The following is a 23098-nucleotide window of genomic DNA, read 5'->3' as shown; positions in this document are numbered from 1 at the left end:
GGGAGCGTGTGGGAGATGAATGGGGAACAGATAATAGCCCTAAACACGGTATGGGTTGTAATCGCTGCAGCGATGGTTTTGTTTATGGAAGGCGGGTTCAGCTTGCTTGAGGCCGGGCTCGTCCGGACGAAAAATGCAGTAAACGTCACGATGAAAATTTTTGTGGATTTAACCTTGGGCGCTCTGGCCTTTTTCCTGATCGGGTTCGGCATCATGTTCGGTCCCGATATCGCCGGGGTGTTCAGCTTCGACTTCTGGGGCGCTTCGCAGCATTTGGAGATGACGCTTGATTTGCCTCTGGCGGCCTATGTCTTGTTCCAGCTTGGCTTCGCCGTCGCAGTCATATCGATTATTTCCGGTGCTGTTGCCGAGCGGATGTCGCTGAAGGCGTACATGGTGCTGGCCGTCCTCTTCGCGGCGATCGTCTACCCGATCTCGGGCCATTGGGTGTGGAATGCCGACGGGTGGCTGATGCAGCTCGGGATGAAGGATTTCGCCGGCTCGGCGGCCATTCATGCACTGGGCGGCTGGTCGGCGCTCGCGATTGCGTATGTGCTCGGCCCCCGCAAGGGCCGGTTCAACTCGGACGGCAGCGTGAACGTATTCGCGCCGAGCAATATCCCGCTCGCATCGGCAGGCGCCTTCATCCTCTGGTTCGGCTGGTTCGGCTTCAACGCGGGCAGCACGCTGAACGCCTTCGACACGAACCTCCCCTCCATCGCGCTGAACACGATGCTGGCGGCTTCGGCGGGCGGAGCGGCCTCGCTCTTGTACACGCTGTTCCGGTACGGCAAGGCCGACCCGAGTATGACGATGAACGGCGCACTCGCGGGCCTCGTCGCGGTAACGGCGGGATGCGCCTACGTCGAGCCTTACTCGGCCATCCTCATCGGACTGATCGCCGGCGTGCTCGTCATCTGGGGGACGCTCCTCGTCGACCGGATGAAGATCGACGACCCGGTAGGAGCGGTCGCCGTCCACGGCGTCAACGGTACGTTCGGGACGATCGCCGTCGGGCTGTTCGACAAGGCGGACGGCTTGTTCACGACCGGCAGCGCGCATCTCGTGCTCGTCCAGCTCATGGGTGTGGCAATCGTCTCAGTCTGGGGGCTGGCGGTCAGCTACGGAGTGGCGGTGGCGATCAAGAAGACGATCGGCTTGCGGGTCACCGCGGCCGAGGAAGAAGAAGGGCTCGACATGGCGCTGCACGGCATCCCGGCGTACAACGATCTGGAGCGGTTCAGCGACCAGCCGGACTATTCGAGCCTGGAGGCGTACGGGATCGGCGTCGAGCCGATGCCCGGTCAAGTTCAGGTTCGCAAAGGCTAACGTTTTCGGTATGCCGCATGTGCACATCCGGGCTCCAGGTACTTGCCTGGAGCCCGCTTTTATGGCGGGATGCTTGAAATCTACTCCCGGTAGACTATACTGAGAGGGAGAAATAAGTGACGGGAAAGGAAGATGACCGATGAGCCTGCAGCAGGACATTATCGCCAAGCTGGGGGTGAAGCCCCAGATCGATCCGAAGGAAGAGATTCGCCGTCGGGTTCAGTTCCTGAAGGACTACCTGATCCAGTCGAGCATGAGCGGGCTGCTCATCGCGATCAGCGGGGGCATAGACAGCGCCGTCACGACAGGGCTGTGCAAAATGGCGACCGACGAGCTGTCGAAGGAAACCGGCCGCGACTACATTACCCTCGGCGTGTTCCAGCCGTACGGCGAGCAGGCAGACATCTCCGACAGCTACGCCGTCGCGGAGGCGTTCCAGCTGACGCATAAGATCGAGACGAACATCGAACAGGCGGTGGATGAGATCGCGCTCGAGGTCGAGTACGGCTTCAAGCACCTCGGCATCCCTCGGCACGTGAGCCGCGAGGGCAAGGGCAACATCAAGGCCCGCACCCGCATGGTGATGCAGTACGCGCTGGCGTTCGACCTGAAGCTGATCGTGGTCGGCACGGACCATGCTTCGGAAGCGATCACCGGCTTCTTCACCAAGTATGGAGACGGAGCGGTCGACGTGACCCCGCTCAGCTCGCTGAACAAGCGCCAAGTGCGCCAGCTGGCGGCCGAGCTCGGCGTGCCGCAGAGCGTGCTGGACAAGGCTCCGACCGCCGGACTGTGGGAAGGGCAGACGGACGAAGGCGAGCTCGGCATCACATATGACGATAACAGCGACTACCTGGAAGGCAAGGAGATCGGCGCGGAAGCGAAGGCGAAGCTGGAGAAGCAGTACCTCCGTACGGAGCACAAGCGGGCCCCGATCCCCGGCATCTAAGCGCCTATGATTATCGGCATCGGTATGGATTTGGTAGAGATCGCCCGCATCCGGCGCATCCTCGAGGAGCCGCACGGCGCGCGCTTCGTCGAGCGGGTGCTGACGCCGGAGGAGCGCGAGCGCGCGGCTACGCGGGGGAACCGGCTGGCCGAGTATGTCGCGGGCCGGTTCGCGGCGAAGGAAGCCGTCGCCAAGGCGCTCGGCTGCGGCATCGGGCGGCAGGTCGGGCTGCAGGACATCCGGGTCGTCCCGGATGACCGGGGCCGGCCCTGCTGCAGCGTGAGCGACGCCGCCTGGGCGCGGCTCGGCTACGCCGTGGCGGCGGCCGGCGCGGCAGCAGACACGGCGACGGCCACAGAGGCGTCGCCTAACGCGGGGCCGCAGCCCGCGGTGCGGCTGCATCTAACGATCACGCACACGGAGACGACGGCGGCGGCCTTCGTAGTAGCCGAGCGGGACGCGCAGTAACAACAAAACCTACCGTTCACGCAGCGGGCATGGTGCCGATAGAGCCGTGCCGCTGCAGGGAGCAGTAGGTTTTGTTGTTTGTAGTAGGTAGAGTGGGTCCCGTCCCCAAGTAAGGCCGAATCGTCACCTCAAGCCCGCCAGCCAATCGCGCAGAGCGGCGATCTCTTCCGCCTTCAGATCCTGGAACGCCGGCATGCCATTCCCGCCCTTGCGGATCTGCGCCTCGATCTGCTCGGCCGTGAGTCGGCCGCCGACCTGCGTCAGATCGGTCTTCGGGCCGATCCGGCCCTGGAGGCCGTCGCCGTGGCAAGACATGCAGCGTTTCTTGTAGATCGCCTGCGTATCCGCCGAAGCGGCGGCAAGCAGCTCGGGCTTCCCGGCAGCTTCTTCGCTGCCTCCGGACTTGGCGCCGCATCCCGACAGCAGTCCGATGAAGACGGCTGCGGCGAGGGACACAAGAAGCGTGCGATTGAGCAGGGAGGGGGAAAACTTTATAGTGGACATAGGAGTTTGGCCTCCGAATCGATATAGTGAGCATACAAAAGGAGCATAAACGATTATGAAACTCATCATCGTAACTGGAGCTTCGCAAGGCTTGGGCGAAGCGCTCGTCCGCCGTCTGCTCGATCAGCCGGACACCCGGATCGCCGCCATCTCCCGCCAAGAGAACGCCCAATTGCTGGCGGAGGCAGCGAACCGGCAGGCAACGCTGGAATGGATCGCGTACGATCTGCTGCACACGGCGGGGCTGGAGCAACTGATCGGCTGGGCTTTCCGCGATGTGAAGCCGCAGGAGCTCGAAGCCGCCTATTTGATCAACAACGCCGGCATCGTTCAGCCGATCGCTCCGGCGGACCGGTGCGACGCAGAGGAGATCGCGCGAGGCGTGCAGCTCAATCTCATCGCGCCGATGGTGCTGACCGCCGCCTTCCTACGCCATACGGCGGACTGCAACGGCGATAAGGCGGTGCTGAACGTCTCCTCCGGAGCGGCGCGCAACCCCTATGAGGGCTGGAGCAGCTATTGCAGCGCGAAGGCCGGGCTCGACATGTTCACCCGCGCCGTAGGGCTAGAGCAGGCGAACCGGACGAATCCGGTGCGCATCCTGTCCGTCGCGCCGGGCGTCGTCGATACCGGCATGCAGCAGGCGATCCGCTCGACGGACCCGAGTAATTTCGCCCAGCATGCACGCTTCGTCGCCCTGAAGGAACAGGGCGGGCTTCAATCGCCCGACACGGCGGCGGGCAAGCTGCTGAAGGCGCTGTTCGACCGCACGCACGCGACGGGAAGCTTGCTCGACGTCCGTACGCTGGGCGATTAAGCCGCCGTCTCTGACTCTGCTTGCCCTACAGGGTGCATCCACAGAATCGCGGCGCAGGCGAGCAGGCTCAGTCCTCCGAAGAACAGCAGCACGAGAGAGGCGTAGCCCAGGAACCAGAGGGCGAGCACGGCAGTCAGCGCCCACAGCCAAACGCCGAGGTACATCAGCTCGCGCCGGAGCCAGACCCCGAGCAGGCTGTACAACAGCGCCAGAACGAGCGGCCGCAGCAGCTCGATGAGGATGTAAGACAGCGGCTGCACGTACAGCAGCAAACCGGCCGAAGCGAGTACGACCACTAACGGCACGAGGAAAGAAGAGGCGCGGTAACGGGGAGAGCTCGTTAACTCCTTCGCCGCCGGCTCCTTCCGTCCCCTGGCCAAGCGCAGCACAAAAACAACCGCGCTAAGCGCAACGGCTGTCCACAGACTGACGGTCACCGCGAGACTTGGCGGCTCCGCGTTCCCGCTATATTGTAGCAGCGCTTGCAGGATCCACTGCGCGCCCCATATAAGAAGATAGGGCGTATAAGCCCTGGCTGTATCCATATGAATATCCATGCATCATCACCTCGAACCAACGTAAGCTTACTATTTGTCCGAAATGATGTCAACTTAAGCACGCCGCGTCACCCGGCCGCTACTCGCACTTAATGCGCCGGCTCGACCCGGTGCTTTTTGGCGTACTCGCGCGGGGACAAGCCGACCACTTTTTTGAAAATGCGGCTGAAATAAAACTCATCCACGTACCCCACACTGTTGGCAATCGACTTCAACCGGTAATCGGACAGCACGAGCAGCTCCTTCGCCCGGTCCATGCGCAGATGGGTCAGGAAGTCGATCGGACTGTACCCGATATACTTCTTGAACAGCCGGGAGTAGTGGCTCACGCTGAGTCCCGCCAACTGGGCGAGCTGCTCCAGAGTAAGCGGCTCCTGATAATGCTGCACCATGTACTCCTGGGTGAGCTCGATGGCGGCCGTCGTGTCGCCGGCGATCTTTTGGGCGCGGAAGTCTTGCAGGAGGGTCAGGAAAAACTCGAGCAGCAAAATTTTGCGCCGCATCGCGTTCATATGCCCCCGCCGCTGCCACAAGGCGAACAGCTGCTCCATCAAGTAGATGAGCTGGGGCGTGTTCTGCATCGAATACATCCCCTCCAGCGGAAAAGGACAATCCGACGCGCTTCGCGAGATCCACTGCTCCTTCTCCTCGTACGTCTCCTTATAATGGAACCGGACGAAGTAGTATTCGATCGGCTGTTCGGGATCCGTATTGCGCTCCACGATCATGCCGGGCGAGAAGAAAAAAAGCTTGCCGGGTTCCGCCGGGTAGAGCGTGCCGTTGATGGTGAACGTCCCCCGCCCTTTCACAATGAGCCAAAAGGAGTGGTGGCGGATCGCTCGGAGCGGCTGCGACCAGGACACCTCTGTCTTCTGATGGCCGATCAGCAGCAGGGAGAACACGAATCGATTCAGTTGAGCCGCAATTTCACCGGGCGTTAACATAGAGGGCCTCTCTTCCACTAACAATTAAATCCAGTATAGCCCACGGGCGGGAACGCTGACAATGAAAAAGCCGAACGGTGCAGCCATCCGGAGACCGGTCAAGGCTGGGCGACCTTCAGCTTCAAGCCGCTTGCCACGAGCGGACCGTAATTCATCAGGCTGGACAAAATCAGACTGATCTCTTCGGGAGATTGCTGCATCCCGTTCCGGATCCAATGCTGCACGACGCCCAAATTCGCCGAGATCGAGTAAGCCATTAGGTAATCGATGGGGACGAGCCGGCCCGATTCCTCGATTTCGTAGGTGAATTTCGTGTACAAATGATTCCGGAACAACTCCATCACCCGGTTGAGAAACGACATATCCCCGTTCGGCCCCAATATCACTTGATAGAAGAGCCGATGGGCCGCGAATTCCTCGAAGAGCCGGACGGATTTCGGGTAGGCCTTTCCCTGGTTCAAATGCTCTAGCAGCTCCCGGGGATCAAGAGCTTTTATTAAAGTTTGAATGCGGTTGAACGCTTCATCCTTGATCTGCTCCAGCATGTCGGGTACGTCGCGGTAGTGCAGGTAGAACGTTCCGCGATTCAGATCGGCCCGGTTGGAAATATCGGTTACCGTGATCTGGTCGCTCCCTTTTTCCTCGATCAACTCCAACAGCGCTTGTAGCAGCACTTGCTTCGTGCGGGCTTGACGGCGATCCGGCTTGTCGCTCATAGGGCTTCACCTCGGGTTTCAAAAGTTTTCAGAGATAATGAACAGTGGACAAACCTTGTGTGGAATAGTTAACAATGCGTGCTGGGATTGATTATTGCAAGCAATGGTACTCTTATTATAATTAACAGTGTGAACATTAATCAACAACATGTTAATTGAAATAAGGGGTGTGCAAACATGGGATTGTTTAAGCAAAAGCTGCTTTGGATCGGAATTGTTGTGGTGCTTTTGGTGCTGTCGATTTTCGGGCTCGCAATGATGGGCTCGATTGTGGGGGCGAAGCCCAAGGAGCTGCCGGTCGCGATTGCAGTGCTCGATCAGCCGGTCAAATTGCCGAACGGCTCGACGCTGGCGGCTGGGGAAATGGTGAAGGAAAAGCTGCTGGGGAACGGGCAAATGCCGGTTCGATGGATCGTGGAAACATCGGAAGCCGCCGTGCGTGAAGGGCTGGATGAGCAAAAGTATTATGGCGCACTCGTGCTGCCGGCAGACTTAAGCGCCGGTCTCCTGTCGTTGTCGTCCGCCACGCCGAAGCCGGCTACCGTGCAGATTCTCGTGAACGAAGGCATGAGTACGCCGGCTTCGACGGCGGTGAGCCAAATGCTCCAGCAAGTGATGGCGGGGGTAGGCACCGGATTCTCGCAGCAGCTGCTCTCGATGGCGGGCGGCAACTCGCCTACGATTCCGGTCGTGGCGGCCACGGCGATGCTCACGCCCATTCAGACGCAGGTACAGCTCGTGCATCCGATCGGAGCGAATCAGGCGAGCGGCAATGCACCTGGGCTGCTCACGCAGATTATATGGATCGGCAGCTTGGTCACGGCGGCTTTCCTGTTCCTGGCCGGCGGCCAAGCGGCTGCACAGGGGGCGGGTCGGTTCGGGATCGCAGCCTCGCAGTTGGTCTCGGGTGTAGCCGTGCTCGCGCTCGTGTCCGGATTTATCGTGTGGATGGCTTCGGGCTGGTACGGGGTGGCGCTCGCGGATGCGGCAGCCGTTTGGTTGTTCCTCTGGCTGATCGGGGCGGCGTTCTTCCTTCTCCAATCCGCGTTGCTGATCTGGATCGGCCTCCCGGCGATGGCGCTGCTCGTCCTGCTCATGTTCTTCTCCATGCCGGTGCTGAACATGCCGGTCGAGTTCCTGCCGCAGGCGACGCAGGACTGGTTGTACTCCTGGTCTCCGCTTCGGATCGCGGCTTCCGGACTGCGTAACGTGCTCTACTACGGCGGGGCCCAGCCTCTCGCATCCAATGGAGCGATCCTGGGTTGGATCGCGGCCGGCTGCGGTGTGGTGCTGCTCGGATCCGGGCTGCGCCCGAATGCGGGGGCGTCGGGGACGGCGGCCGGTAAAGAATCCGGGGGGCTTCAGACGCAATAGGCTTGCCAACCGGGCGGGTTCCATGCACAATAAGAGGATGTCCGAAATCTGTTCAGGTAGAGGAGTCTAAGCGTTATGATGGAGCCCGCGGATCGCAACTTGGTTATATATTCGGAGCCGCTGCTCGCCTGGTACAAAGCCCATCGAAGGGATTTGCCGTGGCGGCGCAGCCGCGACCCTTATCATATTTGGATCTCGGAAGTGATGCTGCAGCAAACCCGGGTCGATACTGTCATTCCTTATTATCACCGGTTTTTGGAAAAATTCCCGACTCTTGAGGCGCTGGCGGATGCGCCGGAGGAGGACGTGCTGAAGCAATGGGAGGGGCTCGGCTACTATTCGCGGGCCCGCAACCTCCAAGCGGCGGTGCGGGAGGTGAAGGAGGGCTACGGCGGCACGGTGCCGGATACGCTTGAGGCCGTGTCCTCGCTCAAGGGTGTCGGCCCTTACACCGCCGGGGCGATCCTGAGCATCGCCTACAACCGGCCCGAGCCGGCGGTAGACGGGAACGTGATGCGCGTGCTGTCGCGCTTCTTCCTCCTGCAGGACGACATCGCGAAGCCGTCGACCCGGGTACGCATCGAGGCGCTGGCCAAGTCGCTGATCCCGGAAGGGGAAGCCCGCGACTTCAATCAAGCGCTGATGGAGCTCGGGGCGACGGTGTGTACGCCGAAGTCGCCCAGCTGCTTGACCTGCCCGGTGATGGAGCATTGCGCCGCCCGGCTGGAAGGGATGACCGAGGCGCTGCCGGTCAAGGCGAAGGCGAAGCCGCCCCGGCCGGAAGCGCGCCTCGTGGCGTTCGTGGAAGGCACCGGCGCGCATAGCGGCCGGTTCCTCATTCGCCAGCGGCCGCAGGACGGCTTGCTGGCGCGCATGTGGGAACTCCCGCACGTAGCGGGAGTTCAGGCGCCTGCGGCGCTGGCCGCGGCCGGTGGGCCGGCCGCGGGCGGCGCGGGCAAGCGCCGCCGGCGGAGCTCGGCGGCGGCGGACGCCGGCGCAGGCACCGGTGCGGATGCGCTCGCGGCTGGCGGCGGCGAGCTCGCGCTGTTCGCGCCGCTCGGCGCGGAGGCGCCTGCGGGCGCGCCGCCCGCGCGCCGCGACGCCGAGCTGCTGCGCGGCGAGCTGGCGGAGCGGCTCGGCCTGCGCGTCGAGCCGGGCGAGTGGCTGATGGCGGCGGAGCACACCTTCAGCCACATCCAGTGGCAGCTGGACGTGTACCGCTGCCGGTTCGAGGGGTTCGTGGAGGGCGGCGAGAGAGTCGGGGACACGGAGGCGTCCCATTGGCAATGGATTGACGCCTCTGACATGGATCGGTTCGCGTTCCCGAATGTGTTCCTCCGTATTATCCGCGAGCTGCAGCCGAAGTAGGCCCGTCCGAATACGATACACCAAAAAGGCGTTCGAGATCGGCACATCCGTGCTCCTCTCGAACGCCTTTTTGGGATGCTACGCGCTGACTCGGGTCCGGCACTTTTTGCACACCTTCAGCTTCTGGCCGTCTTGCTGCGTCCGGGTGTAGAGCAGCTTGATGCGTGTCGAGCCGCAAACCGGGCATGTGCCTCGGGCCCGAGCGGGCAGTTTCCAGAGCGCTTTCCCACGATTGTTTTTGGACATCGGCGGTTCGTCCCTCCGTCATGATCGGCATTCGCTGCATTATATTCAGGACGGGGCCGAAACAGTACGACGGGAGCAGACGGGCGTATAAGTCCCGGTGCTGTAGAGTAGAAAATCTACCTTGGAGCACGGGAAGAGGCGGATCGCGGTGCTGAACGGCACACAAAAAACGCCCGGTCCCCCAAAGGAACCGGACGTCCGTTAACTTCCACTTACTTAGCCGCTTCGTAACGCTTGCCCACTTCGGCCCAGTTCACTACGTTCCAGAACGCAGCGATGTAGTCCGGGCGCTTGTTTTGGTATTTCAGGTAGTAAGCATGCTCCCACACGTCCATCCCGAGGATTGGCGTAGCGCCTTCCATAATCGGGCTGTCTTGGTTCGGGGTGCTGCTGACGACGAGCTTGCCGCCCTTCACGCTCAACCAAGCCCAGCCGCTGCCGAAGCGAGTCGTGCCGGCTTTCGCGAAATCTTCCTTGAACTTCTCGAAGCCGCCCAGCTCGCTGTTGATTGCGTCCGCCAGCGCGCCTGTCGGAGCGCCGCCGCCGTTAGGGCCGATAACTTCCCAGAACAAGCTGTGGTTCGCGTGGCCGCCGCCATTGTTGCGAACTGCGGTACGGATCGATTCCGGTACGCTGTTCAGGTCGGCGATCAGGTCTTCGATGCTCTTCGCTTGGAGGTCCGCATGGCCTTCCAATGCAGCGTTCAAGTTCGTCACGTAAGTGTTGTGGTGACGATCGTGGTGGATCATCATCGTTTGCTCGTCGATATGAGGCTCCAGTGCGTTGTTGGCGTAAGGAAGCGGTGGTAATTGATGTGCCATTCGTGAATCCCTCCTAATAGATATGTATCTCGTACTCCCTTATTATCCCTGATTCGGGACCATAAATCAACATCTTCAACATTTATGTTTCGAAAGTATCGGATGCCAAAAATCACCGTTTACTAGTATGGCTGGCCGGCTTTTTATTATGCATTACCCCGATTTCGCAACATTCAAACCTAGGGCGTGCATTTTCTGAAAATATCCATGAAAATAGAAGATATAGCGAGCAGCATAGAGCATGCGCCCGATCCGCCATGGTTTGGTCAAATGAAAAGTCCGGCAATGCCGTTTTCAATAGACGTGTAATCTTTACAGGCCGCTCCGGCAGGCGTAAGATACAATTCAAGATTCCTGATGCGCAGTCTGCCTGCCATCGGACAATCGCTGAAGCTTCTGCGGAACGCAGAGGCGCGGGGGAACCAATACGCGGTGCATCGGTGTGAGAGCCGACAGGCACGGCATGGGGTGAATCCTGATGCGTTGGAGCGCAAGCTCCACAGCATCGGGTAGGGCGACTCTCACCGCCCGAATCCGGCAGCTAACCTCGTAAGCGTCAGGAGAGAGGATGATGAAGCTTGTGATCGACGACGTCGGCTGCAGGGCTTAGGCCTCTGCGGTTATTTGTTTTGTCCGTTGTTGAAAAAGGAAAAAGCCGGATTTCATATAAAGGAGACAAGGAAGCATGGAACCCTCTATAGAGCGCATCGTGGTGGCAGCGCCGAATAAAGCGGGGGAAGCCTTCGTCGGCGAGCTCCTGCGGGCGCGCATTCCGTTCGCTGTGATCGTCAATAACCGGGTCGAGCTGAACAAAGTTCGAGAGCTGGGGGCCACGGAGTGCATCGAGCTCGACACCGTGGACCAAACGACGTGGCTGCTGCCGGAGTTTCCGGTGGGCCGGGTATTCCTGTTCGAGACGAGCCAGACGCTGACTTGCCGCTATATTCAGATATGCCGGGCCTGGACGGTCCACCCGATCTACGTCATCACCCATTCCGTACACCCGAGGCTGATCTATAAAAGCTTGGGTGCGGCGTACGTCCTTCATACGAATACAAACGATGTTTCTTTTTTGATGGAATCGATTCGGGAGAAGTAGGGAAAGCTCCAGTTTGAATTTGCCAACTTGCAAGTGGACTGGCGAGCCGGGAACGTGCTCTAGTTCCAGTTTGCCAAATTGGATCATGTTTTAAGAGTAGTGCTCCCGGATTGTCCTCCATTAAGCAGGCAAAATCGAATTACACGTGTCCAAACCTGTTCGACTCCTGCTCTAATTCTGCAAAATCGACTTGAATGGGCGAGGGAGCGAAGGCAACAGTATGACTGGAAACTGTGAAGCGGATGACGGGTTAGCATATAGGGGAATCGGAGATCTGGTCCTGAGCGGAAGGGATAGTGGAACAAAGAGATAGAAGAGCCATGCAGGTTATACGAGTCAGTCCGCTAAAGGAAAGGACCTCAACCCACTCAGCAGTGGGATTTGAGGTCCTTTTCGTTTTATTACACAGAAGCAGGCCGATCCATATACACCGTCTTGACTTGGGTGAAAAACTCTCGAGCCGACTTACCCTGCTCCCGGGAGTTGGAGCTCGACTCTTTCATCCCGCCGAACGGGACGTGCGGCTCGGCGCCGGCCGTCTCCGAGTTCACGTGCACGATGCCACACTCGACCTCTTCGACATAGCGCAGCGCTTTGCCCAGGTCGCGCGTGAAGACGGAGGAGCTTAGGCCGAAGGAGCTGCCGTTCACGAGCTGCAGCGCCTCGTCCATGCTCGCCGCAGGGACGACCGCGACGACCGGGCCGAAAATCTCCTCCGTCGCAAGGCGGCTCCCCGGGTTCACCCCGGCGAACACCGTAGGCGCGACGTAGTAGCCGGAAGGATCCAGCGCTTCGCCGCCCGTGACGAGTCGCGCGCCTTCCTCCTGGCCGAGACGGATGTAGTCGAGTACGGTCTTTTGCTGGTCGGCGGAAGCGAGCGGGCCCATGTACGTGGCGGAGTCGAGCGGATCGCCGACCTGCAGCCCGCGGCAGCGCTCGGCGAGCGCCTCGGTGAAGGCGTCGAGCAGCGGAGCCTCGACGATGACGCGGCTCGTCGCCGTGCACTTCTGGCCCGTGGAGCGCATCGCGCCGCGGATCGTCATCTCGACGGCGAGCTCGAGGTCGGCGTCGGCCAGCACGACGACGGCGTTCTTGCCGCCCATCTCGAGCTGGTACTTCGCCCCGCGCGTCGCGCAGGCGATGCCGATGCCCCGGCCGACGGCGTTCGAGCCAGTGAACGAGATGCCGCGCACGGCGCGGTCCTCCGTGAGCACAGGCCCGAGCACGGAGCCGCGGCCATAGACGACGTTCAGCACGCCTTCCGGCAAGCCGGCGTCGACGAGTGCCTGCGCCAGGTGGAACGCAGTCAACGGCGTAATGTCCGCCGGCTTCCAGACGACCGCGTTGCCGTAGACGAGCGCGGGCGCGATCTTCCAGGCCGGGATGGCGATCGGGAAGTTCCACGGCGTGATGACGCCTACGACACCCAGAGGCTCGCGGCGCGTGTAGAGCAGCGTGGTCGGGTCTTGCGCTGCATACACTTCGCCGGTCTCTTGGCGTGCTTCCCCGGCGTAATAGCGCAGAATCGCGGCGGCGCGTAGCGTCTCGCCCTTCGCTTCGGGGAACGTCTTGCCCTCTTCGAGCGCCAGATCGCGGCCGATGGCGTCGGCGCGAGCGGTCAACAGCTCGGCGGCGCGATACAAAATGTCGCCGCGCGCAACGAGGCTCATGCTGCGCCACTTCGGATACGCGGACGAGGCGGCCTCCAAGGCATCCTGCAAGTCGAGCGGGTCGCTCTCAGGGAAGTGGGCGAGCACCTCCGAGGTACGGCTAGGGTTCAGGTCCGGGCGCACCCGGCCCGAGCGGGCGGCGGTCCAGCGGCCGCCGATCAAGTTATGGTATGTAGACATATGAAACGTTCGCTCCTCTCAATGTTGGGATAGCCTGCTTCCTAAAGCACGATAAAGCACGAATACATGAGTTCACTATATGGAACCTGTTGTCATAAAATCGACATTCCTGTCGATCCTAGGCTAAGGCAGCGTCGTGCGGTGAAACCGGACGAGCTCCGCCGCTACCCGGCCCGTGATCAGCTCGAGCAGCTGCTGGCCGCGCTCTGCGCTGGCAGCGCCGGCGTCGTCGCTGTAGCCGTCGATCGCTCTCCAGCTGCCGTGCCGCTGGATGAGCGTGCCGGCCGACGGGTCCTGCGGCACGGCGGGAAGCGGCCGCTTGTTCGGCAGCGGCAGCAGCTCGGTGCGCACGAGGTCCGGGCGCATGGCGAGCATGACCGAAGTCTCGAAGCCCCCTGCATGACCGGGGACGATGCCGAGCTGCGCCGCTTCGCCCTCCTGCACGATCGCGTCCCAAGCGATCGTCCAGTAGGAGGCGGCGCCGGCGACGACCGGATGCCGCAACGCCAGCTCGCGGGCGGCCAGGCGGACGCACTCTTCGTTGCCCCCGTGTGCGTTCAGAAGGAAGATGTGCCGGAAGCCGCTTGCGACCAAGGAGTCGCACAACTCATGCAGCACTTGAATCAAAGTTCCGGTAGACAAAGACATCGCACCGGGATAGATCAGATGGTGATGAGAAGCGCCGAACGTAACGACAGGCGTGACGAGGACCGGGATGTCCACGCTGGCGAGCTCGGCCGCGGCGAGGGAGACGGTGTCCGCGATAAGCGAGTCGACCATCACCGGCAAGTGGGGGCCATGCTGCTCGACGGCGGCGACCGGGACGACTACCGTCGCCTGCGGCGCCCATTCCTCGATCTCGGTGCGCGACAGCTCTTGAAAGCGGATACGGCTAGGCCTGGAAGCGGACGCGGTCATGGTGGAAATCTCCTTTACAGTGGTCTTGCTCTATATTATACTTTGACTTATTCAAGATTTGAAGTGCATTTCCGTATACGGAACTAATTAATTTTATTCGGAGGGATCACGATGCAAGAGACACGGCAATTTTTGAAAAGCATGGGTTTGCCTACCGGCGATGCGCACGATCTGCCTACTTCCGCGAAGCGGTTCCCGGACGGGGCCCAAGTTCGGATCGAAATTCCCAGCGTCGAGGGGCCGAATGCGCTTGCGGCCACGCTCGAGACGGCGAAGGAATACGGCGTGCCGATTCACCGCGTCTCCCAAGGAAGCGGGATCATGCTGCTGACCGATGCGGAGATTCGCGAAATGATGCAGCTCGCCAAAGCGAACGGCGTCGAGGTGAGCTTGTTCGTCGGGCCTCGAACGACATGGGACATCACAGCGGCGAGCCATACGGCGGCCGGAAAGGGTCAGGCGCTTCGCCATGAAGGCATGGACCAGCTCATCTATGCGATTGAGGATATCAAGCGCGGCTGCCGGCTCGGGGTGCGGGGCGTCCTGGTGGCGGATGAAGGACTTTTGCTCGTGGTGAACGAAATGAAAAAAGCAGGGGAATTGCCGGCCGACCTCGTCGTGAAAGTATCCGTCTCCATGGGTGCGGCCAATCCGGCGTCCGTACGCCAGATGGAGGCGATGGGCGCTAATACATATAACTTGCCGACGGCGCTGTCGCTCTCCCGGCTGGGGGCAATCCGGCAGGCGGTGGAGATGCCGCTCGACTTGTACGTGGAAGCGCCCGATGATTTCGGCGGCCAGATCCGGATTTACGAAATTCCGGAGATCGTACGCGTCGTCTCGCCGGTCTACATCAAGTTCGGCCTGCGTAATGCGGCTGGCGTCTACCCTAGCGGCGGACACATCGAAGCGATGGCGGTCGCGCAATGCCGGGAGAAGGTTCGCCGGGCGGCGCTTGGGCTGGACATTCTGAGACGGTACTACCCGGACGCGGTAATGTCCAAGCCGGGCGCAGCAGGACTCGCTATTCCTCATATTTAACAGAACTCCTATGTAACCTTTCGAAATAAGACGGGAGGCCGACCGATGGCTCAACCTGGAACACCGATCGGCGTAGCGATCCTAGGCTGCGGCGACATAGTAATGACTCAGCATCTGCCGACATTGATCGCCGAACGCGAGGCTCGCCTTATCGCGGTATGCGATGTGGAGGAGGCGCGCGCCCGCAAGGCGGCGGACATCAGCGGGTGCGACTATTATACGACCGACCATCGGAGAATTCTGAGTGATCCCGAGATCGCGGCTGTATTCGTCTGCACTCCGCCTTGGGTGACGCCGGCCCTGACGATGGAGGCTCTGCGGGCAGGCAAGGACGTGCTGTGCGAAAAACCGATGGCGACTTCGGTGGAGAAAGCGCTGGAGGTAGCCGCTGTAGAACGCGAGAGCGGTCAGCTGCTTCAGGTAGGCTTCACCTACCGCCACGGACCGCTGATGGACGCGCTGCAGAGCTGGATCGCGTCCGGACGTCTCGGCCGACCGCTGCAGATTCGGCTCAGCCTGTTCGATGAGGTGTGGAACCCCGAGGGCGATCCGGAGCATTACGGCCGCATCCTGAACACGCTTCGCCACGGGCCGCCGTGCCTGCATGACGGGGCGCACGCGGCCGACCACCTGGCGTTTCTGACCGGCGCTTCTCCGGTAAGGGTGACCGCGCAGGGACTCAAGACTCGTCCCGAATTTCCGTCGCCGAACTACAACTCGGCCAACATCGCATTCGACAACGGGGATCAGGCGAAGCTGGAGGTGGGCTGGTTCCTGCCGCATTTTCCGAAGGGCGAGTATCAGATTTTGGGGCCGAACGGCATGGCATATCTCGATAGGAGCAACGCCGAAGCCGTTCTGGTGACGGATTCGATTACGGAGCGGGTCCAGCTGTCGGAGGACCGGATCCGGTCCTGCTTCCGGGCGCAACTGGCCAAGTTTCTGGCCTGCATCCGCGAGCGGCGGACGCCCGTGCCGGGCAGTCGGGAAGGGATCGCGAGCCTGCGTCTGACGCAAGCGATCGCCGATGCGATGGCGGCCGATGCTCCGATCACGATGGAGCGGGAGGAACGAGCATGATTATAGATGCGCATGTGCAAATAGGCCAGGGACGCTACCATTCTGTCGATCCCGGCGAATTGATCGAACAGATGGACCGCAGCGGCATCGACCAGGCGTTAGTCAGCCCGGTGGACCGTGAGATGGCGGTGTATAACCGCGAAGGCAACGACCGGGTGCTCGCGCTCACCCGGCAATATGCAGGGCGCTACCTTGCTTATGCGACGGCCAATCCATGGTATGGGGACGCAGCGGTAGCCGAGCTCGATCGCGCTCTAGGGGAAGGGGCTGCGGCCGTGAAACTGCATCCGCCTCTGCAAGGGTTCATGATTTTGGAGAGCCTCGTGCATCCGCTCATCGAGGTGGCCGCGCGCTACCAGGTGCCGGTCTACATGCATACCGGCACGCCGGCTTATGCGCTGCCTCTGCAGCTGGCGGAGCTGGCGCTTGAGTATCCGGAGGTTCCTTTCATAATGGGCAAGAACGGCAAGACGGATTTCTGGATCGACGCCATGCCGGCATTCGAGACGGCTCCCAATCTGTTCGGTGATACCGCCCATGACTTCCCTGAACGGGGCATGCGCCGCATGACGCAAGTGATCGGCACGGATCGGATGATCTTTTCCAGCAATCACCCGGTCTCGCGAATGGGGCTGGAAGTGGACAAGGTACGCGACCTGCAGGTGACGGAGGAACAGCGCGCGGCCGTGCTAGGCGGCAATCTGCAGAAGCTGCTGCAGGCGAGACGCGGTTAAGGAGGCTTACGACAATGAAGGTCGATTTTCACGTACACCAGCCTGCCCGGAGCCGGGAGGGGACGTATCCTTACTCCGCGGCGGATTATATTGCGTTTATGGATCGGCACGGCATCGACATCAGCGTCATGCTGACGATCGACGGGTTCTGGTACGACGCGCATGCCTGCAACGATTATCTGGCCGAGTGGTGTGCGCCGCATGCCGACCGGCTCGTCGCTTATTGCACGGTAGACCCGCGCAAGGACGATGCCGCCGAAGAGGTCGAGCGGTGTGTGACCCGGTATGGAATGCGGGGCGTCAAATTCCACAACTGGCTCCAGGGCTTCAGCCCTCTGGAGAGCTTCATGGCTCCTGTGTGCGAGCGGGCGGCTGCCCTGGGAATTCCGCTTTTCTTCCACGACGGCACGCCTCCTTATTCCTCTTCGCTGCAAATCGCACATCTCGCTGTCCGTCACCCGAATCTGAAGATCGTACTCGGTCATGGAGGGCTGCACGATCTATGGCCGGAGGCGATCGCAGCTGGGAAGCGGCACCGCAACGTGTATCTGTGCATGTGCGCGACGCCGCCGTTCGCGATGGAGCAAATCGTGGGCAACGTACCGCTCGACCAGATCTTGTTCGGCACCGACGGCGGCCTATTCCACGTGCCGGAGCAGCCGTTCGTCGACTATCGCTTCCGCGAGTTCGAGGCGCTGGATATTCCGGTAAAGGCCAAGCGGCAAATCCTGGGGGCGAATGCACTGAGGCTGTTAGGCCGGGCCTAACCGTTCCCGGCAACCACATGGAGGTACGAGTATGAAAATTACATCGATCGAAACGATCCCCGTGCAGGTCCCCATTCATCCGGAGCGCGCCATCCGCTCGGGACGGGGCAGCCACTTGGTGTCGCCGTTCCTGCTCGTGAAGGTGCATACGGATGAAGGCGTAACCGGACTGGGCGAGGTGAGCTGCACGCCGGGCTGGAGCGGGGAGGACCAAGTGACCGCGGCCCACTTTATCCATCAGTTCCTGGGGCCGCTCCTCATCGGCGAGAGCCCGCTGAATATCGAGACGCTGACGCAAAAGGTGCAGAAGCGGATCGCGCACAACATGTTCACGAAGGCGGCGCTGGAGATGGCGCTGTGGGACATTCTCGGCAAAGTGGCGGGCATTCCGGTGTATCGGCTGCTCGGCGGTCCCGTCAGGGAATTCGTGCCGACGAAGTTCTCGATTACCGGCGTTGAGCCGGAGCGGGCGGCTGAGATCGGGGCTTGGGCCGTGGAGCAAGGCTTCCGCAAAATGAAGGTCAAGGTCGGCACCGGTCCCGACAAGGATGTGGCGCGGGTTCGCGCGGTGCGCGACGCCGTCGGGCCCGACATCCGGCTCGGCGTCGACGCGAACGGCGGCTGGACGTCGACGCGGGAAGCGATTCAGACGATTCGCCGGCTCGCCGAATCGGACATTTACTTCGCCGAGCAGCCGGTGCCGGCGCTCGACATGACTTGGCTGGCGGACGTCCGCAGCCAAGTGGCGGTGCCGGTCATCGCGGACGAGAGCCTGTACACGCTGCAGGACGCGATGGGTCTCGTGCGGGCCGGTGCGGCCGACGTGCTCTCGATCTATGTCGGCAAGGGCGGCGGCATCGGACCGGCCCGCAAGGTGGCGGCGGTCGCCGAGGCCGCAGGGATCACGTGCACTGTAGGCAGCAACCTGGAGCTCGGGGTAGCGAGCGCGGCTATGATCCATCTCGCGATGGCGACCCCCGGCATCGGCGCCGAAGAGTACCCGTGCGACATCCTAGGGCCGTTCTTCTACGCCGACCTGCTGCTCGCCGATCCGCTGCCGATTCAGGGCGGCGCGGCACGGCCTCTCGAGCGGCCGGGGCTTGGCGTGGAGCTGGATGAGGAGAAGGTGGAGCATTACCGGGTTCGGTAGATTACCGGTCCGGTCCGGTAGATTCCCGCCTCCTTCTGCCTTCCATATGGCTGTCCGCGTTGTCGGTTTGTCGCGTTGTAAGGCAATGTTTACAATTAAGCGGCCCATGTTTACTATTTTCGAGCTCCTTCAAGTGAAAATGGCCCTACTTTCCCTAACTAACCGATGCGGAGATGCGGAAACTCCGAGAGGAGGCGTGGACAGCATGTACCACCCGAGAGGGCGTGAAGCCCGGATCAGCTGCGATTACACATACAAGGGGCACCGCGTGGCCGTGCTGGAGAACGAGCTGCTGGCCGTCACCCTCCTGCTCGACCAGGGCGGCAGCATCGTCGAGTTTCGCTACAAGCCGCTCGACGTCGACGTGATGTACCGGTCCCCGTGGGGGATGCGCACCTGGGGGAGCTGGGTGCCTACCTCCGCCAACTCGCGCGGCGCCTGGATCGATCACTACCCCGGCGGCTGGCAGGTCGTGTTCCCTTCGGGCGGGGGCGCCTCCGGTTACAAGGGAGCCGAGCTCGGCACGCACGGCGAGGCGGACTTGATGGCCTGGGACTACGAGGTGCTGCAGGACCGCCCCGAGGAGGTCGCCCTGCGCCTCACGCTCACCACGCAGCGGCTGCCGTTCCGCCTCGAGCGCGAGCTGCGGCTCGCGCAGGGCAGCGGCGCGCTCCGCATCCGGGAGAGCGTGGAGAACTTGAGCCCGCAGGCGCTGCCTTGCATGTGGGGCCAGCACCCGGCGCTCGGCGAGCCGTTCCTCGGCCCCGACCTGGAGCTGCACCTGCCGGCGTGCCGCATCTCGCGCGGCCCCGGCGGGGCCGACCAGCCGGGGCGGTTCGTCCCGGATTCGACCGGGACGTGGCCCTGGCTGCCCGGCCGCGACGGCCGGCCGGTCGACCTGCGGCGCTTGCCCGCTCGGGAGGAGCGGGCAAGCGACATGCTGTACGCCGCCGAGCTGGCGGACGGCTGGGCGGCGGCGTGCAACGGCCGGCTCGGGCTCGGCTTCGGCCTGAGCTGGCCGCTCGAGCTGTGGCCGTACCTGTGGATCTGGCAGGAGCTCGGCGGCCACATGAACGCGCCGTGGTTCGGCCGGGCGTATGCGCTCGGGCTCGAGCCGTTCAGCAGCCTGCCGCATCCGGAGCAGCCGGGCTTGGCGGGTGCGGTCGCGAACGGAACGGCGCTCATAGTCGCGCCCGGAGAGATCAAGACCGCCTCGTACAACGCGGTGGCGTTTCCTTTCCAGACCGGGCGGGCGATCCACCGCATTACGCGGGAAGGCGATGTACTATACGCAGCACACTAGGAGGGACCTCAGCGATGATCGATTACCATACGCATCTAGGAGAACCGCACCATTACAGCACCGAGTATTTGGCCGAAGGGTTCAAAATGCGCGGCAAGCCGGTGCAGCGCACGACGCCGGACGAGCATTATGAGGCGATGAAGCATGTCGACAAGTGCATCGTGCTCGCGTTTCGCAGCCGGCACTTGGGCTTCAACGTCCCGAACGAATATGTGGCGGAGTATTGCCAGCGGGACCCGCAGAAGCTGATCGGCTTCGCGTCCGTCGACCCGCACGACTACAACGCGCTGGACGAGCTGAGGGAATGCGTGACGAACCTCGGCATGCGCGGCCTGAAGACGAGTCCGATCTATCAAGCCTACGACCCGCTGGACGAGCGGATGATGCGGATCTACCGCTATTGCGAGGACCAGGGGTTGCCGATTCTAACGCATCACGGGACGACGTTCCCGCGCCGCGCTCCGATGAAGTGGGCGCATCCGGAACAGCTGGAGGAGGTAGCGCTCGCGTTTCCCGACCTGCGGATCATCATCGCGCATATGGGCCACCCATGGGAAGGCGAGACGATCAGCGTTATCCGCAAGCATCCGAACGTGTACGCCGACGTGTCCGCGCTGTTCTACCGGCCGTGGCAGTTGTACAACTCCCTCACGCTGGCCAAAGAGTACGGCGTCTGGCGCAAGCTGATCTTCGGCACCGACTACCCGATCTGCACGTTCGAGGATTCCGTAGCCGGTCTGCGCAAAGTGGTCGAATATGCGGAGAAGATGCCGTTCCCGAGCTTCTCGGCGGCGGATATGGAAGCGCTGCTGAACAATAACATTTTGAAGGAATTGAACTTGGAGTAAGAAGGGGGGCGTCAAAATGAGCAAGCAGGAATTGCGCACGGATGGGGCTCCGGCGAAAGTAGGCGCGTATTCGCAAGGACTTCGCGTCGGGGATTTCATCTTCGTGGCGGGGCAAGTCGGACGCGATCCGGTGACGACGGAGCTGGCCGAAGGCATCGAAGCGCAGACGGCGCGTACGATCGAGAATATCGCCGCCATCCTGGCGGAAGGCGGCGCTACGCTGGCCGATGTCGTGAAATCGACCGTTCATTTGAAGGACATGACGCTGTTCCGGCAGTTCGACCAGGTGTACGAGAGCTACTTCCCCGATCCGAAGCCGGTGCGCACGACGGTAGGCAGCTTCCTGCCCAAGGCGCTGGTGGAGATCGATGTGATCGCGTACGCCCCTCAGGGCCCGGCCAAGTGATCTAGGACGTTTGACTCTCGGCGATCCGCTTGCGGGCTTGACTGCACCGGTAGCAGGCAGGGTCCGTGCAGAGCAGCGAAGCGGCGTCATGCCGGAGCTGTTCGACCGCGCTGTCGATGACCGCCTGCCCAGGCACCAGCTGGATGAGCGATCCGCCGATCATGATGTCCCGGATCGCACCTCGCGCCCGCAGGCGGGCTTCGATCGCGCCGAACGCCCGGCTGCAGCCGGGCGGCTCGTGGACGTCGACGGTCAGCTCGGCGGCGCCCGTCACCTGGATGCGCGTAGGCCACGCGGGATTGAACGGGATGTCGGCGTACGGCGCGCCGGCGTACGCTTCGCCCACGTGGACCGTAGAGTTGCTCGTATGGCCGACGCCGAGCAGCAGGATGCGGCCTCCGGCCTTCGCGACGCGGTCCAGCGGCGTATCCTTGCCGAGGCCCGGGAGCCGGTGATGGCCCTCGCACACCGACTCCGCCCCGCGGCCGATCGCCGCCACCGAGTGGGTCGGGTGGAACGAACGGACGGCACCCGCCCGCAGCCGCAGCCGTTCCGTCAGAATGCCGGTCCGGCTAGGGGAGCGTTCCGTATCGAACGTCCCGCTGTTGTACGTGAACGTAGGGACGACGAGCAGCCCTTCCTCGCCGAGGACTTCGAGCAAGGCGTCGAGCACCGTATCGGCGCCGCCGTCCACCGGACCGAGCGAGCGCAGGGCGCTATGTACGACGAGCCGGTCGCCGCGGGAGATCCCCAGCTTTTGAAACGATTGCACTAACGATTGCTTTTGAAGCGGATCGGCCATAGAAAGTTCCTCCCGATCGATGAAGTATGCTATAATAAGTGGCGGTCTCGATGATAGTTCCGTATACGGAACTGGTATTCAGAACATTTTACATGTTTCATTTTAGCATCCACGGTCGTTTCATACAATGCATAATCCGCGTCCGGGACTGCGGTTACGGTTGCGGCGGTCCAAAATATGATGTGCCAGGAGTGAAGGTGGTGCCATGACCAAGAGGGAAACGAAGTCCCGCATGATTCCGAACGTGGACCGGGCCTTTAAAATATTGGAGCTGCTGAGCGCGACGCCCCAAGGGCTGCGGTTCGGCGATGTGTGCACCGAGTTGTTGCTCGCGAAGAGCAGCGCTTTCGTCCTGCTGGACAACCTCGAGTCGCTCGGCTTCATCGAGAAAAATCCCGACGGCCGGTACCGGGCCACGCTCCGGCTGTTCCAGCTCGGCTGCCAAGTGTTGAACGAGCTCGATATCCGTTCGATCGCGCTGCCGCATATGGTTGCCCTGCGCGACCGGACCGGCTTCCCGGTTCACCTGGCGAAGCTGGACGGACCGGATGTCATCTATCTGGAAAAGGTCGAAGGGACGGGCTTCGTCCGCTTCGATACGTATATCGGCAAGCGTGCGCCGGTCCACCTCACCGCGGTGGGCAAAGCGATCGCAGCGTTCCTGCCGGAGCCGGACGTCGATCGGATCATCGCCGCCCGCGGCCTGGGCGGCGGTACGGAGAAGGCGGCGGCCTCGCCTGCGGAATTCAAGGCCGCACTGCAGACCGTCCAGCAGCTCGGCTTCTCACTCGACGACGAGGAGGAGGTGCTCGGCGTGCGCTGCATCGGCGCCCCGGTCCGGGATCATACCGGGACGGTCGTCGCCTCCATCAGCGTCATTGCCATGCACCGCGAGCTCCCGGCGACGCGGGTCCCCGAGTTCGCCTCGTCCGTGGTCGAGACCGCGGACCGCATCTCCTCGGCGATGGGCTTCGCGCAATAGGCCGCAAGCTTGCCTAGCTCGACTC

At 62.1% G+C, this 23098-nt stretch carries 25 protein-coding genes and 1 riboswitch; of the genes, 16 read left to right on the top strand and 9 right to left on the bottom strand.

The window, feature by feature from the left end; genetic code table 11:
• The first annotated feature begins 15 nt into the window (after nucleotides 1–15).
• From ACI5FR_RS01865 to acpS, 3 genes are all read left to right on the top strand, one after another.
• Nucleotides 16–1329, top strand: a complete 1314-nt coding sequence (locus ACI5FR_RS01865) for an ammonium transporter (protein WP_405449530.1) — start codon at nucleotides 16–18, stop codon at nucleotides 1327–1329.
• A gap of 139 nt (nucleotides 1330–1468) precedes the next feature.
• Nucleotides 1469–2278, top strand: a complete 810-nt coding sequence (nadE, locus tag ACI5FR_RS01860; RefSeq protein WP_405449527.1) for an ammonia-dependent NAD(+) synthetase — start codon at nucleotides 1469–1471, stop codon at nucleotides 2276–2278.
• 6 nt (nucleotides 2279–2284) lie between these two features.
• Nucleotides 2285–2746, top strand: coding sequence for a holo-ACP synthase (gene acpS / locus ACI5FR_RS01855; protein WP_405449524.1), 462 nt, complete (start codon nucleotides 2285–2287; stop codon nucleotides 2744–2746).
• A 123-nt stretch (nucleotides 2747–2869) separates the two neighbouring features.
• On the opposite strand, the gene ACI5FR_RS01850 is transcribed toward acpS, so the two are convergent.
• Nucleotides 2870–3250, bottom strand: coding sequence for a c-type cytochrome (locus ACI5FR_RS01850; protein WP_405449521.1), 381 nt, complete (start codon nucleotides 3248–3250; stop codon nucleotides 2870–2872).
• 55 nt (nucleotides 3251–3305) lie between these two features.
• Here ACI5FR_RS01850 and ACI5FR_RS01845 point away from each other — a divergent pair, with 55 nt between their 5' ends.
• Complete coding sequence (locus ACI5FR_RS01845; RefSeq protein ID WP_405449519.1) at nucleotides 3306–4067, top strand: (S)-benzoin forming benzil reductase; 762 nt, start codon at nucleotides 3306–3308, stop codon at nucleotides 4065–4067.
• Here ACI5FR_RS01845 and ACI5FR_RS01840 read toward each other — a convergent pair.
• From ACI5FR_RS01840 to ACI5FR_RS01830, 3 genes are all read right to left on the bottom strand, one after another.
• Nucleotides 4064–4624, bottom strand: coding sequence for a hypothetical protein (locus tag ACI5FR_RS01840; protein WP_405449517.1), 561 nt, complete (start codon nucleotides 4622–4624; stop codon nucleotides 4064–4066). The genes ACI5FR_RS01845 and ACI5FR_RS01840 overlap by 4 nt on opposite strands.
• Nucleotides 4625–4713: 89 nt before the next feature.
• Nucleotides 4714–5568, bottom strand: a complete 855-nt coding sequence (locus tag ACI5FR_RS01835; RefSeq protein ID WP_405449515.1) for an AraC family transcriptional regulator — start codon at nucleotides 5566–5568, stop codon at nucleotides 4714–4716.
• Nucleotides 5569–5666: 98 nt separating this feature from the next.
• Nucleotides 5667–6284 (bottom strand): TetR/AcrR family transcriptional regulator, encoded by a 618-nt coding sequence (locus ACI5FR_RS01830; protein WP_405449512.1) that lies wholly within the window; start codon nucleotides 6282–6284, stop codon nucleotides 5667–5669.
• A 177-nt stretch (nucleotides 6285–6461) separates the two neighbouring features.
• Between ACI5FR_RS01830 and ACI5FR_RS01825 the strand changes: the two genes are divergently transcribed.
• A complete protein-coding gene (locus ACI5FR_RS01825; RefSeq protein ID WP_405449509.1) occupies nucleotides 6462–7658 on the top strand; it encodes a DUF3533 domain-containing protein in 1197 nt (398 codons plus the stop codon).
• A 75-nt stretch (nucleotides 7659–7733) separates the two neighbouring features.
• Nucleotides 7734–9026 (top strand): A/G-specific adenine glycosylase, encoded by a 1293-nt coding sequence (gene mutY / locus ACI5FR_RS01820; RefSeq protein ID WP_405449506.1) that lies wholly within the window; start codon nucleotides 7734–7736, stop codon nucleotides 9024–9026.
• Nucleotides 9027–9104: 78 nt separating this feature from the next.
• On the opposite strand, the gene ACI5FR_RS01815 is transcribed toward mutY, so the two are convergent.
• Nucleotides 9105–9272: a hypothetical protein gene (locus tag ACI5FR_RS01815; protein WP_405449503.1), complete on the bottom strand. Its 168-nt coding sequence runs from the start codon at nucleotides 9270–9272 to the stop codon at nucleotides 9105–9107.
• Between the two features lie 212 nt (nucleotides 9273–9484).
• Nucleotides 9485–10093, bottom strand: a complete 609-nt coding sequence (locus tag ACI5FR_RS01810; protein WP_405449500.1) for a superoxide dismutase — start codon at nucleotides 10091–10093, stop codon at nucleotides 9485–9487.
• 375 nt (nucleotides 10094–10468) lie between these two features.
• Nucleotides 10469–10665: riboswitch (cyclic di-AMP (ydaO/yuaA leader) on the top strand.
• 113 nt (nucleotides 10666–10778) lie between these two features.
• On the opposite strand from ACI5FR_RS01810, the gene ACI5FR_RS01805 reads away from it, so the two are divergent.
• Nucleotides 10779–11192, top strand: coding sequence for a hypothetical protein (locus ACI5FR_RS01805; RefSeq protein WP_405449497.1), 414 nt, complete (start codon nucleotides 10779–10781; stop codon nucleotides 11190–11192).
• A 401-nt stretch (nucleotides 11193–11593) separates the two neighbouring features.
• On the opposite strand, the gene ACI5FR_RS01800 is transcribed toward ACI5FR_RS01805, so the two are convergent.
• Complete coding sequence (locus ACI5FR_RS01800; protein ID WP_405449495.1) at nucleotides 11594–13042, bottom strand: aldehyde dehydrogenase family protein; 1449 nt, start codon at nucleotides 13040–13042, stop codon at nucleotides 11594–11596.
• A gap of 123 nt (nucleotides 13043–13165) precedes the next feature.
• Nucleotides 13166–13960 (bottom strand): creatininase family protein, encoded by a 795-nt coding sequence (locus tag ACI5FR_RS01795; RefSeq protein WP_405449492.1) that lies wholly within the window; start codon nucleotides 13958–13960, stop codon nucleotides 13166–13168.
• Between the two features lie 111 nt (nucleotides 13961–14071).
• On the opposite strand from ACI5FR_RS01795, the gene ACI5FR_RS01790 reads away from it, so the two are divergent.
• From ACI5FR_RS01790 to ACI5FR_RS01755, 8 genes are all read left to right on the top strand, one after another.
• Nucleotides 14072–15001 (top strand): U32 family peptidase, encoded by a 930-nt coding sequence (locus tag ACI5FR_RS01790; protein ID WP_405449490.1) that lies wholly within the window; start codon nucleotides 14072–14074, stop codon nucleotides 14999–15001.
• Nucleotides 15002–15046: 45 nt separating this feature from the next.
• Nucleotides 15047–16081 carry a Gfo/Idh/MocA family protein gene (locus tag ACI5FR_RS01785; RefSeq protein WP_405449487.1) on the top strand — a complete coding sequence of 345 codons (1035 nt, stop codon included), beginning with the start codon at nucleotides 15047–15049 and terminating at the stop codon, nucleotides 16079–16081.
• Nucleotides 16078–16815, top strand: coding sequence for an amidohydrolase family protein (locus ACI5FR_RS01780; protein WP_405449484.1), 738 nt, complete (start codon nucleotides 16078–16080; stop codon nucleotides 16813–16815). The genes ACI5FR_RS01785 and ACI5FR_RS01780 overlap by 4 nt, the downstream gene beginning before the upstream one ends.
• 14 nt (nucleotides 16816–16829) lie before the next feature.
• A complete protein-coding gene (locus ACI5FR_RS01775) occupies nucleotides 16830–17582 on the top strand; it encodes an amidohydrolase family protein (RefSeq protein ID WP_405449482.1) in 753 nt (250 codons plus the stop codon).
• A 31-nt stretch (nucleotides 17583–17613) separates the two neighbouring features.
• Nucleotides 17614–18732, top strand: a complete 1119-nt coding sequence (locus ACI5FR_RS01770) for a mandelate racemase/muconate lactonizing enzyme family protein (RefSeq protein ID WP_405449481.1) — start codon at nucleotides 17614–17616, stop codon at nucleotides 18730–18732.
• 106 nt (nucleotides 18733–18838) lie between these two features.
• Nucleotides 18839–20035 carry a DUF4432 family protein gene (locus ACI5FR_RS01765; protein ID WP_405449478.1) on the top strand — a complete coding sequence of 399 codons (1197 nt, stop codon included), beginning with the start codon at nucleotides 18839–18841 and terminating at the stop codon, nucleotides 20033–20035.
• A gap of 14 nt (nucleotides 20036–20049) precedes the next feature.
• A complete protein-coding gene (locus ACI5FR_RS01760) occupies nucleotides 20050–20883 on the top strand; it encodes an amidohydrolase family protein (protein WP_405449476.1) in 834 nt (277 codons plus the stop codon).
• Nucleotides 20884–20899: 16 nt separating this feature from the next.
• Nucleotides 20900–21289, top strand: a complete 390-nt coding sequence (locus ACI5FR_RS01755; protein WP_405449474.1) for a RidA family protein — start codon at nucleotides 20900–20902, stop codon at nucleotides 21287–21289.
• 1 nt (nucleotide 21290) lies between these two features.
• Here ACI5FR_RS01755 and ACI5FR_RS01750 read toward each other — a convergent pair whose 3' ends face one another.
• On the bottom strand, nucleotides 21291–22091 hold the full coding sequence (locus tag ACI5FR_RS01750) for an AAC(3) family N-acetyltransferase (RefSeq protein WP_405449471.1): 801 nt from the start codon (nucleotides 22089–22091) through the stop codon (nucleotides 21291–21293).
• A gap of 205 nt (nucleotides 22092–22296) precedes the next feature.
• Between ACI5FR_RS01750 and ACI5FR_RS01745 the strand changes: the two genes are divergently transcribed.
• Nucleotides 22297–23073, top strand: coding sequence for an IclR family transcriptional regulator (locus ACI5FR_RS01745; protein ID WP_405449468.1), 777 nt, complete (start codon nucleotides 22297–22299; stop codon nucleotides 23071–23073).
• Nucleotides 23074–23098: the final 25 nt, after the last annotated feature.

Source organism: Paenibacillus sp. HJGM_3, assembly GCF_045062745.1.
GTDB lineage: Bacteria > Bacillota > Bacilli > Paenibacillales > NBRC-103111 > Paenibacillus_AA.
This window is presented reverse-complemented; position numbering and strand designations above follow the sequence as displayed.

Excerpts from the sequence above, each read along its gene's own strand:
- ACI5FR_RS01865 (WP_405449530.1), top strand. The coding sequence starts at position 16 with ATGAATGGGGAACAGATAATAGCCCTAAACACGGTATGGGTTGTAATC.
- nadE (WP_405449527.1), top strand. The coding sequence starts at position 1,469 with ATGAGCCTGCAGCAGGACATTATCGCCAAGCTGGGGGTGAAGCCCCAG.
- acpS (WP_405449524.1), top strand. The coding sequence starts at position 2,285 with ATGATTATCGGCATCGGTATGGATTTGGTAGAGATCGCCCGCATCCGG.
- ACI5FR_RS01850 (WP_405449521.1), bottom strand. The coding sequence starts at position 3,250 with ATGTCCACTATAAAGTTTTCCCCCTCCCTGCTCAATCGCACGCTTCTT.
- ACI5FR_RS01845 (WP_405449519.1), top strand. The coding sequence starts at position 3,306 with ATGAAACTCATCATCGTAACTGGAGCTTCGCAAGGCTTGGGCGAAGCG.
- ACI5FR_RS01840 (WP_405449517.1), bottom strand. The coding sequence starts at position 4,624 with ATGGATATTCATATGGATACAGCCAGGGCTTATACGCCCTATCTTCTT.
- ACI5FR_RS01835 (WP_405449515.1), bottom strand. The coding sequence starts at position 5,568 with ATGTTAACGCCCGGTGAAATTGCGGCTCAACTGAATCGATTCGTGTTC.
- ACI5FR_RS01830 (WP_405449512.1), bottom strand. The coding sequence starts at position 6,284 with ATGAGCGACAAGCCGGATCGCCGTCAAGCCCGCACGAAGCAAGTGCTG.
- ACI5FR_RS01825 (WP_405449509.1), top strand. The coding sequence starts at position 6,462 with ATGGGATTGTTTAAGCAAAAGCTGCTTTGGATCGGAATTGTTGTGGTG.
- mutY (WP_405449506.1), top strand. The coding sequence starts at position 7,734 with ATGATGGAGCCCGCGGATCGCAACTTGGTTATATATTCGGAGCCGCTG.
- ACI5FR_RS01815 (WP_405449503.1), bottom strand. The coding sequence starts at position 9,272 with ATGTCCAAAAACAATCGTGGGAAAGCGCTCTGGAAACTGCCCGCTCGG.
- ACI5FR_RS01810 (WP_405449500.1), bottom strand. The coding sequence starts at position 10,093 with ATGGCACATCAATTACCACCGCTTCCTTACGCCAACAACGCACTGGAG.
- ACI5FR_RS01805 (WP_405449497.1), top strand. The coding sequence starts at position 10,779 with ATGGAACCCTCTATAGAGCGCATCGTGGTGGCAGCGCCGAATAAAGCG.
- ACI5FR_RS01800 (WP_405449495.1), bottom strand. The coding sequence starts at position 13,042 with ATGTCTACATACCATAACTTGATCGGCGGCCGCTGGACCGCCGCCCGC.
- ACI5FR_RS01795 (WP_405449492.1), bottom strand. The coding sequence starts at position 13,960 with ATGACCGCGTCCGCTTCCAGGCCTAGCCGTATCCGCTTTCAAGAGCTG.
- ACI5FR_RS01790 (WP_405449490.1), top strand. The coding sequence starts at position 14,072 with ATGCAAGAGACACGGCAATTTTTGAAAAGCATGGGTTTGCCTACCGGC.
- ACI5FR_RS01785 (WP_405449487.1), top strand. The coding sequence starts at position 15,047 with ATGGCTCAACCTGGAACACCGATCGGCGTAGCGATCCTAGGCTGCGGC.
- ACI5FR_RS01780 (WP_405449484.1), top strand. The coding sequence starts at position 16,078 with ATGATTATAGATGCGCATGTGCAAATAGGCCAGGGACGCTACCATTCT.
- ACI5FR_RS01775 (WP_405449482.1), top strand. The coding sequence starts at position 16,830 with ATGAAGGTCGATTTTCACGTACACCAGCCTGCCCGGAGCCGGGAGGGG.
- ACI5FR_RS01770 (WP_405449481.1), top strand. The coding sequence starts at position 17,614 with ATGAAAATTACATCGATCGAAACGATCCCCGTGCAGGTCCCCATTCAT.
- ACI5FR_RS01765 (WP_405449478.1), top strand. The coding sequence starts at position 18,839 with ATGTTTACTATTTTCGAGCTCCTTCAAGTGAAAATGGCCCTACTTTCC.
- ACI5FR_RS01760 (WP_405449476.1), top strand. The coding sequence starts at position 20,050 with ATGATCGATTACCATACGCATCTAGGAGAACCGCACCATTACAGCACC.
- ACI5FR_RS01755 (WP_405449474.1), top strand. The coding sequence starts at position 20,900 with ATGAGCAAGCAGGAATTGCGCACGGATGGGGCTCCGGCGAAAGTAGGC.
- ACI5FR_RS01750 (WP_405449471.1), bottom strand. The coding sequence starts at position 22,091 with ATGGCCGATCCGCTTCAAAAGCAATCGTTAGTGCAATCGTTTCAAAAG.
- ACI5FR_RS01745 (WP_405449468.1), top strand. The coding sequence starts at position 22,297 with ATGACCAAGAGGGAAACGAAGTCCCGCATGATTCCGAACGTGGACCGG.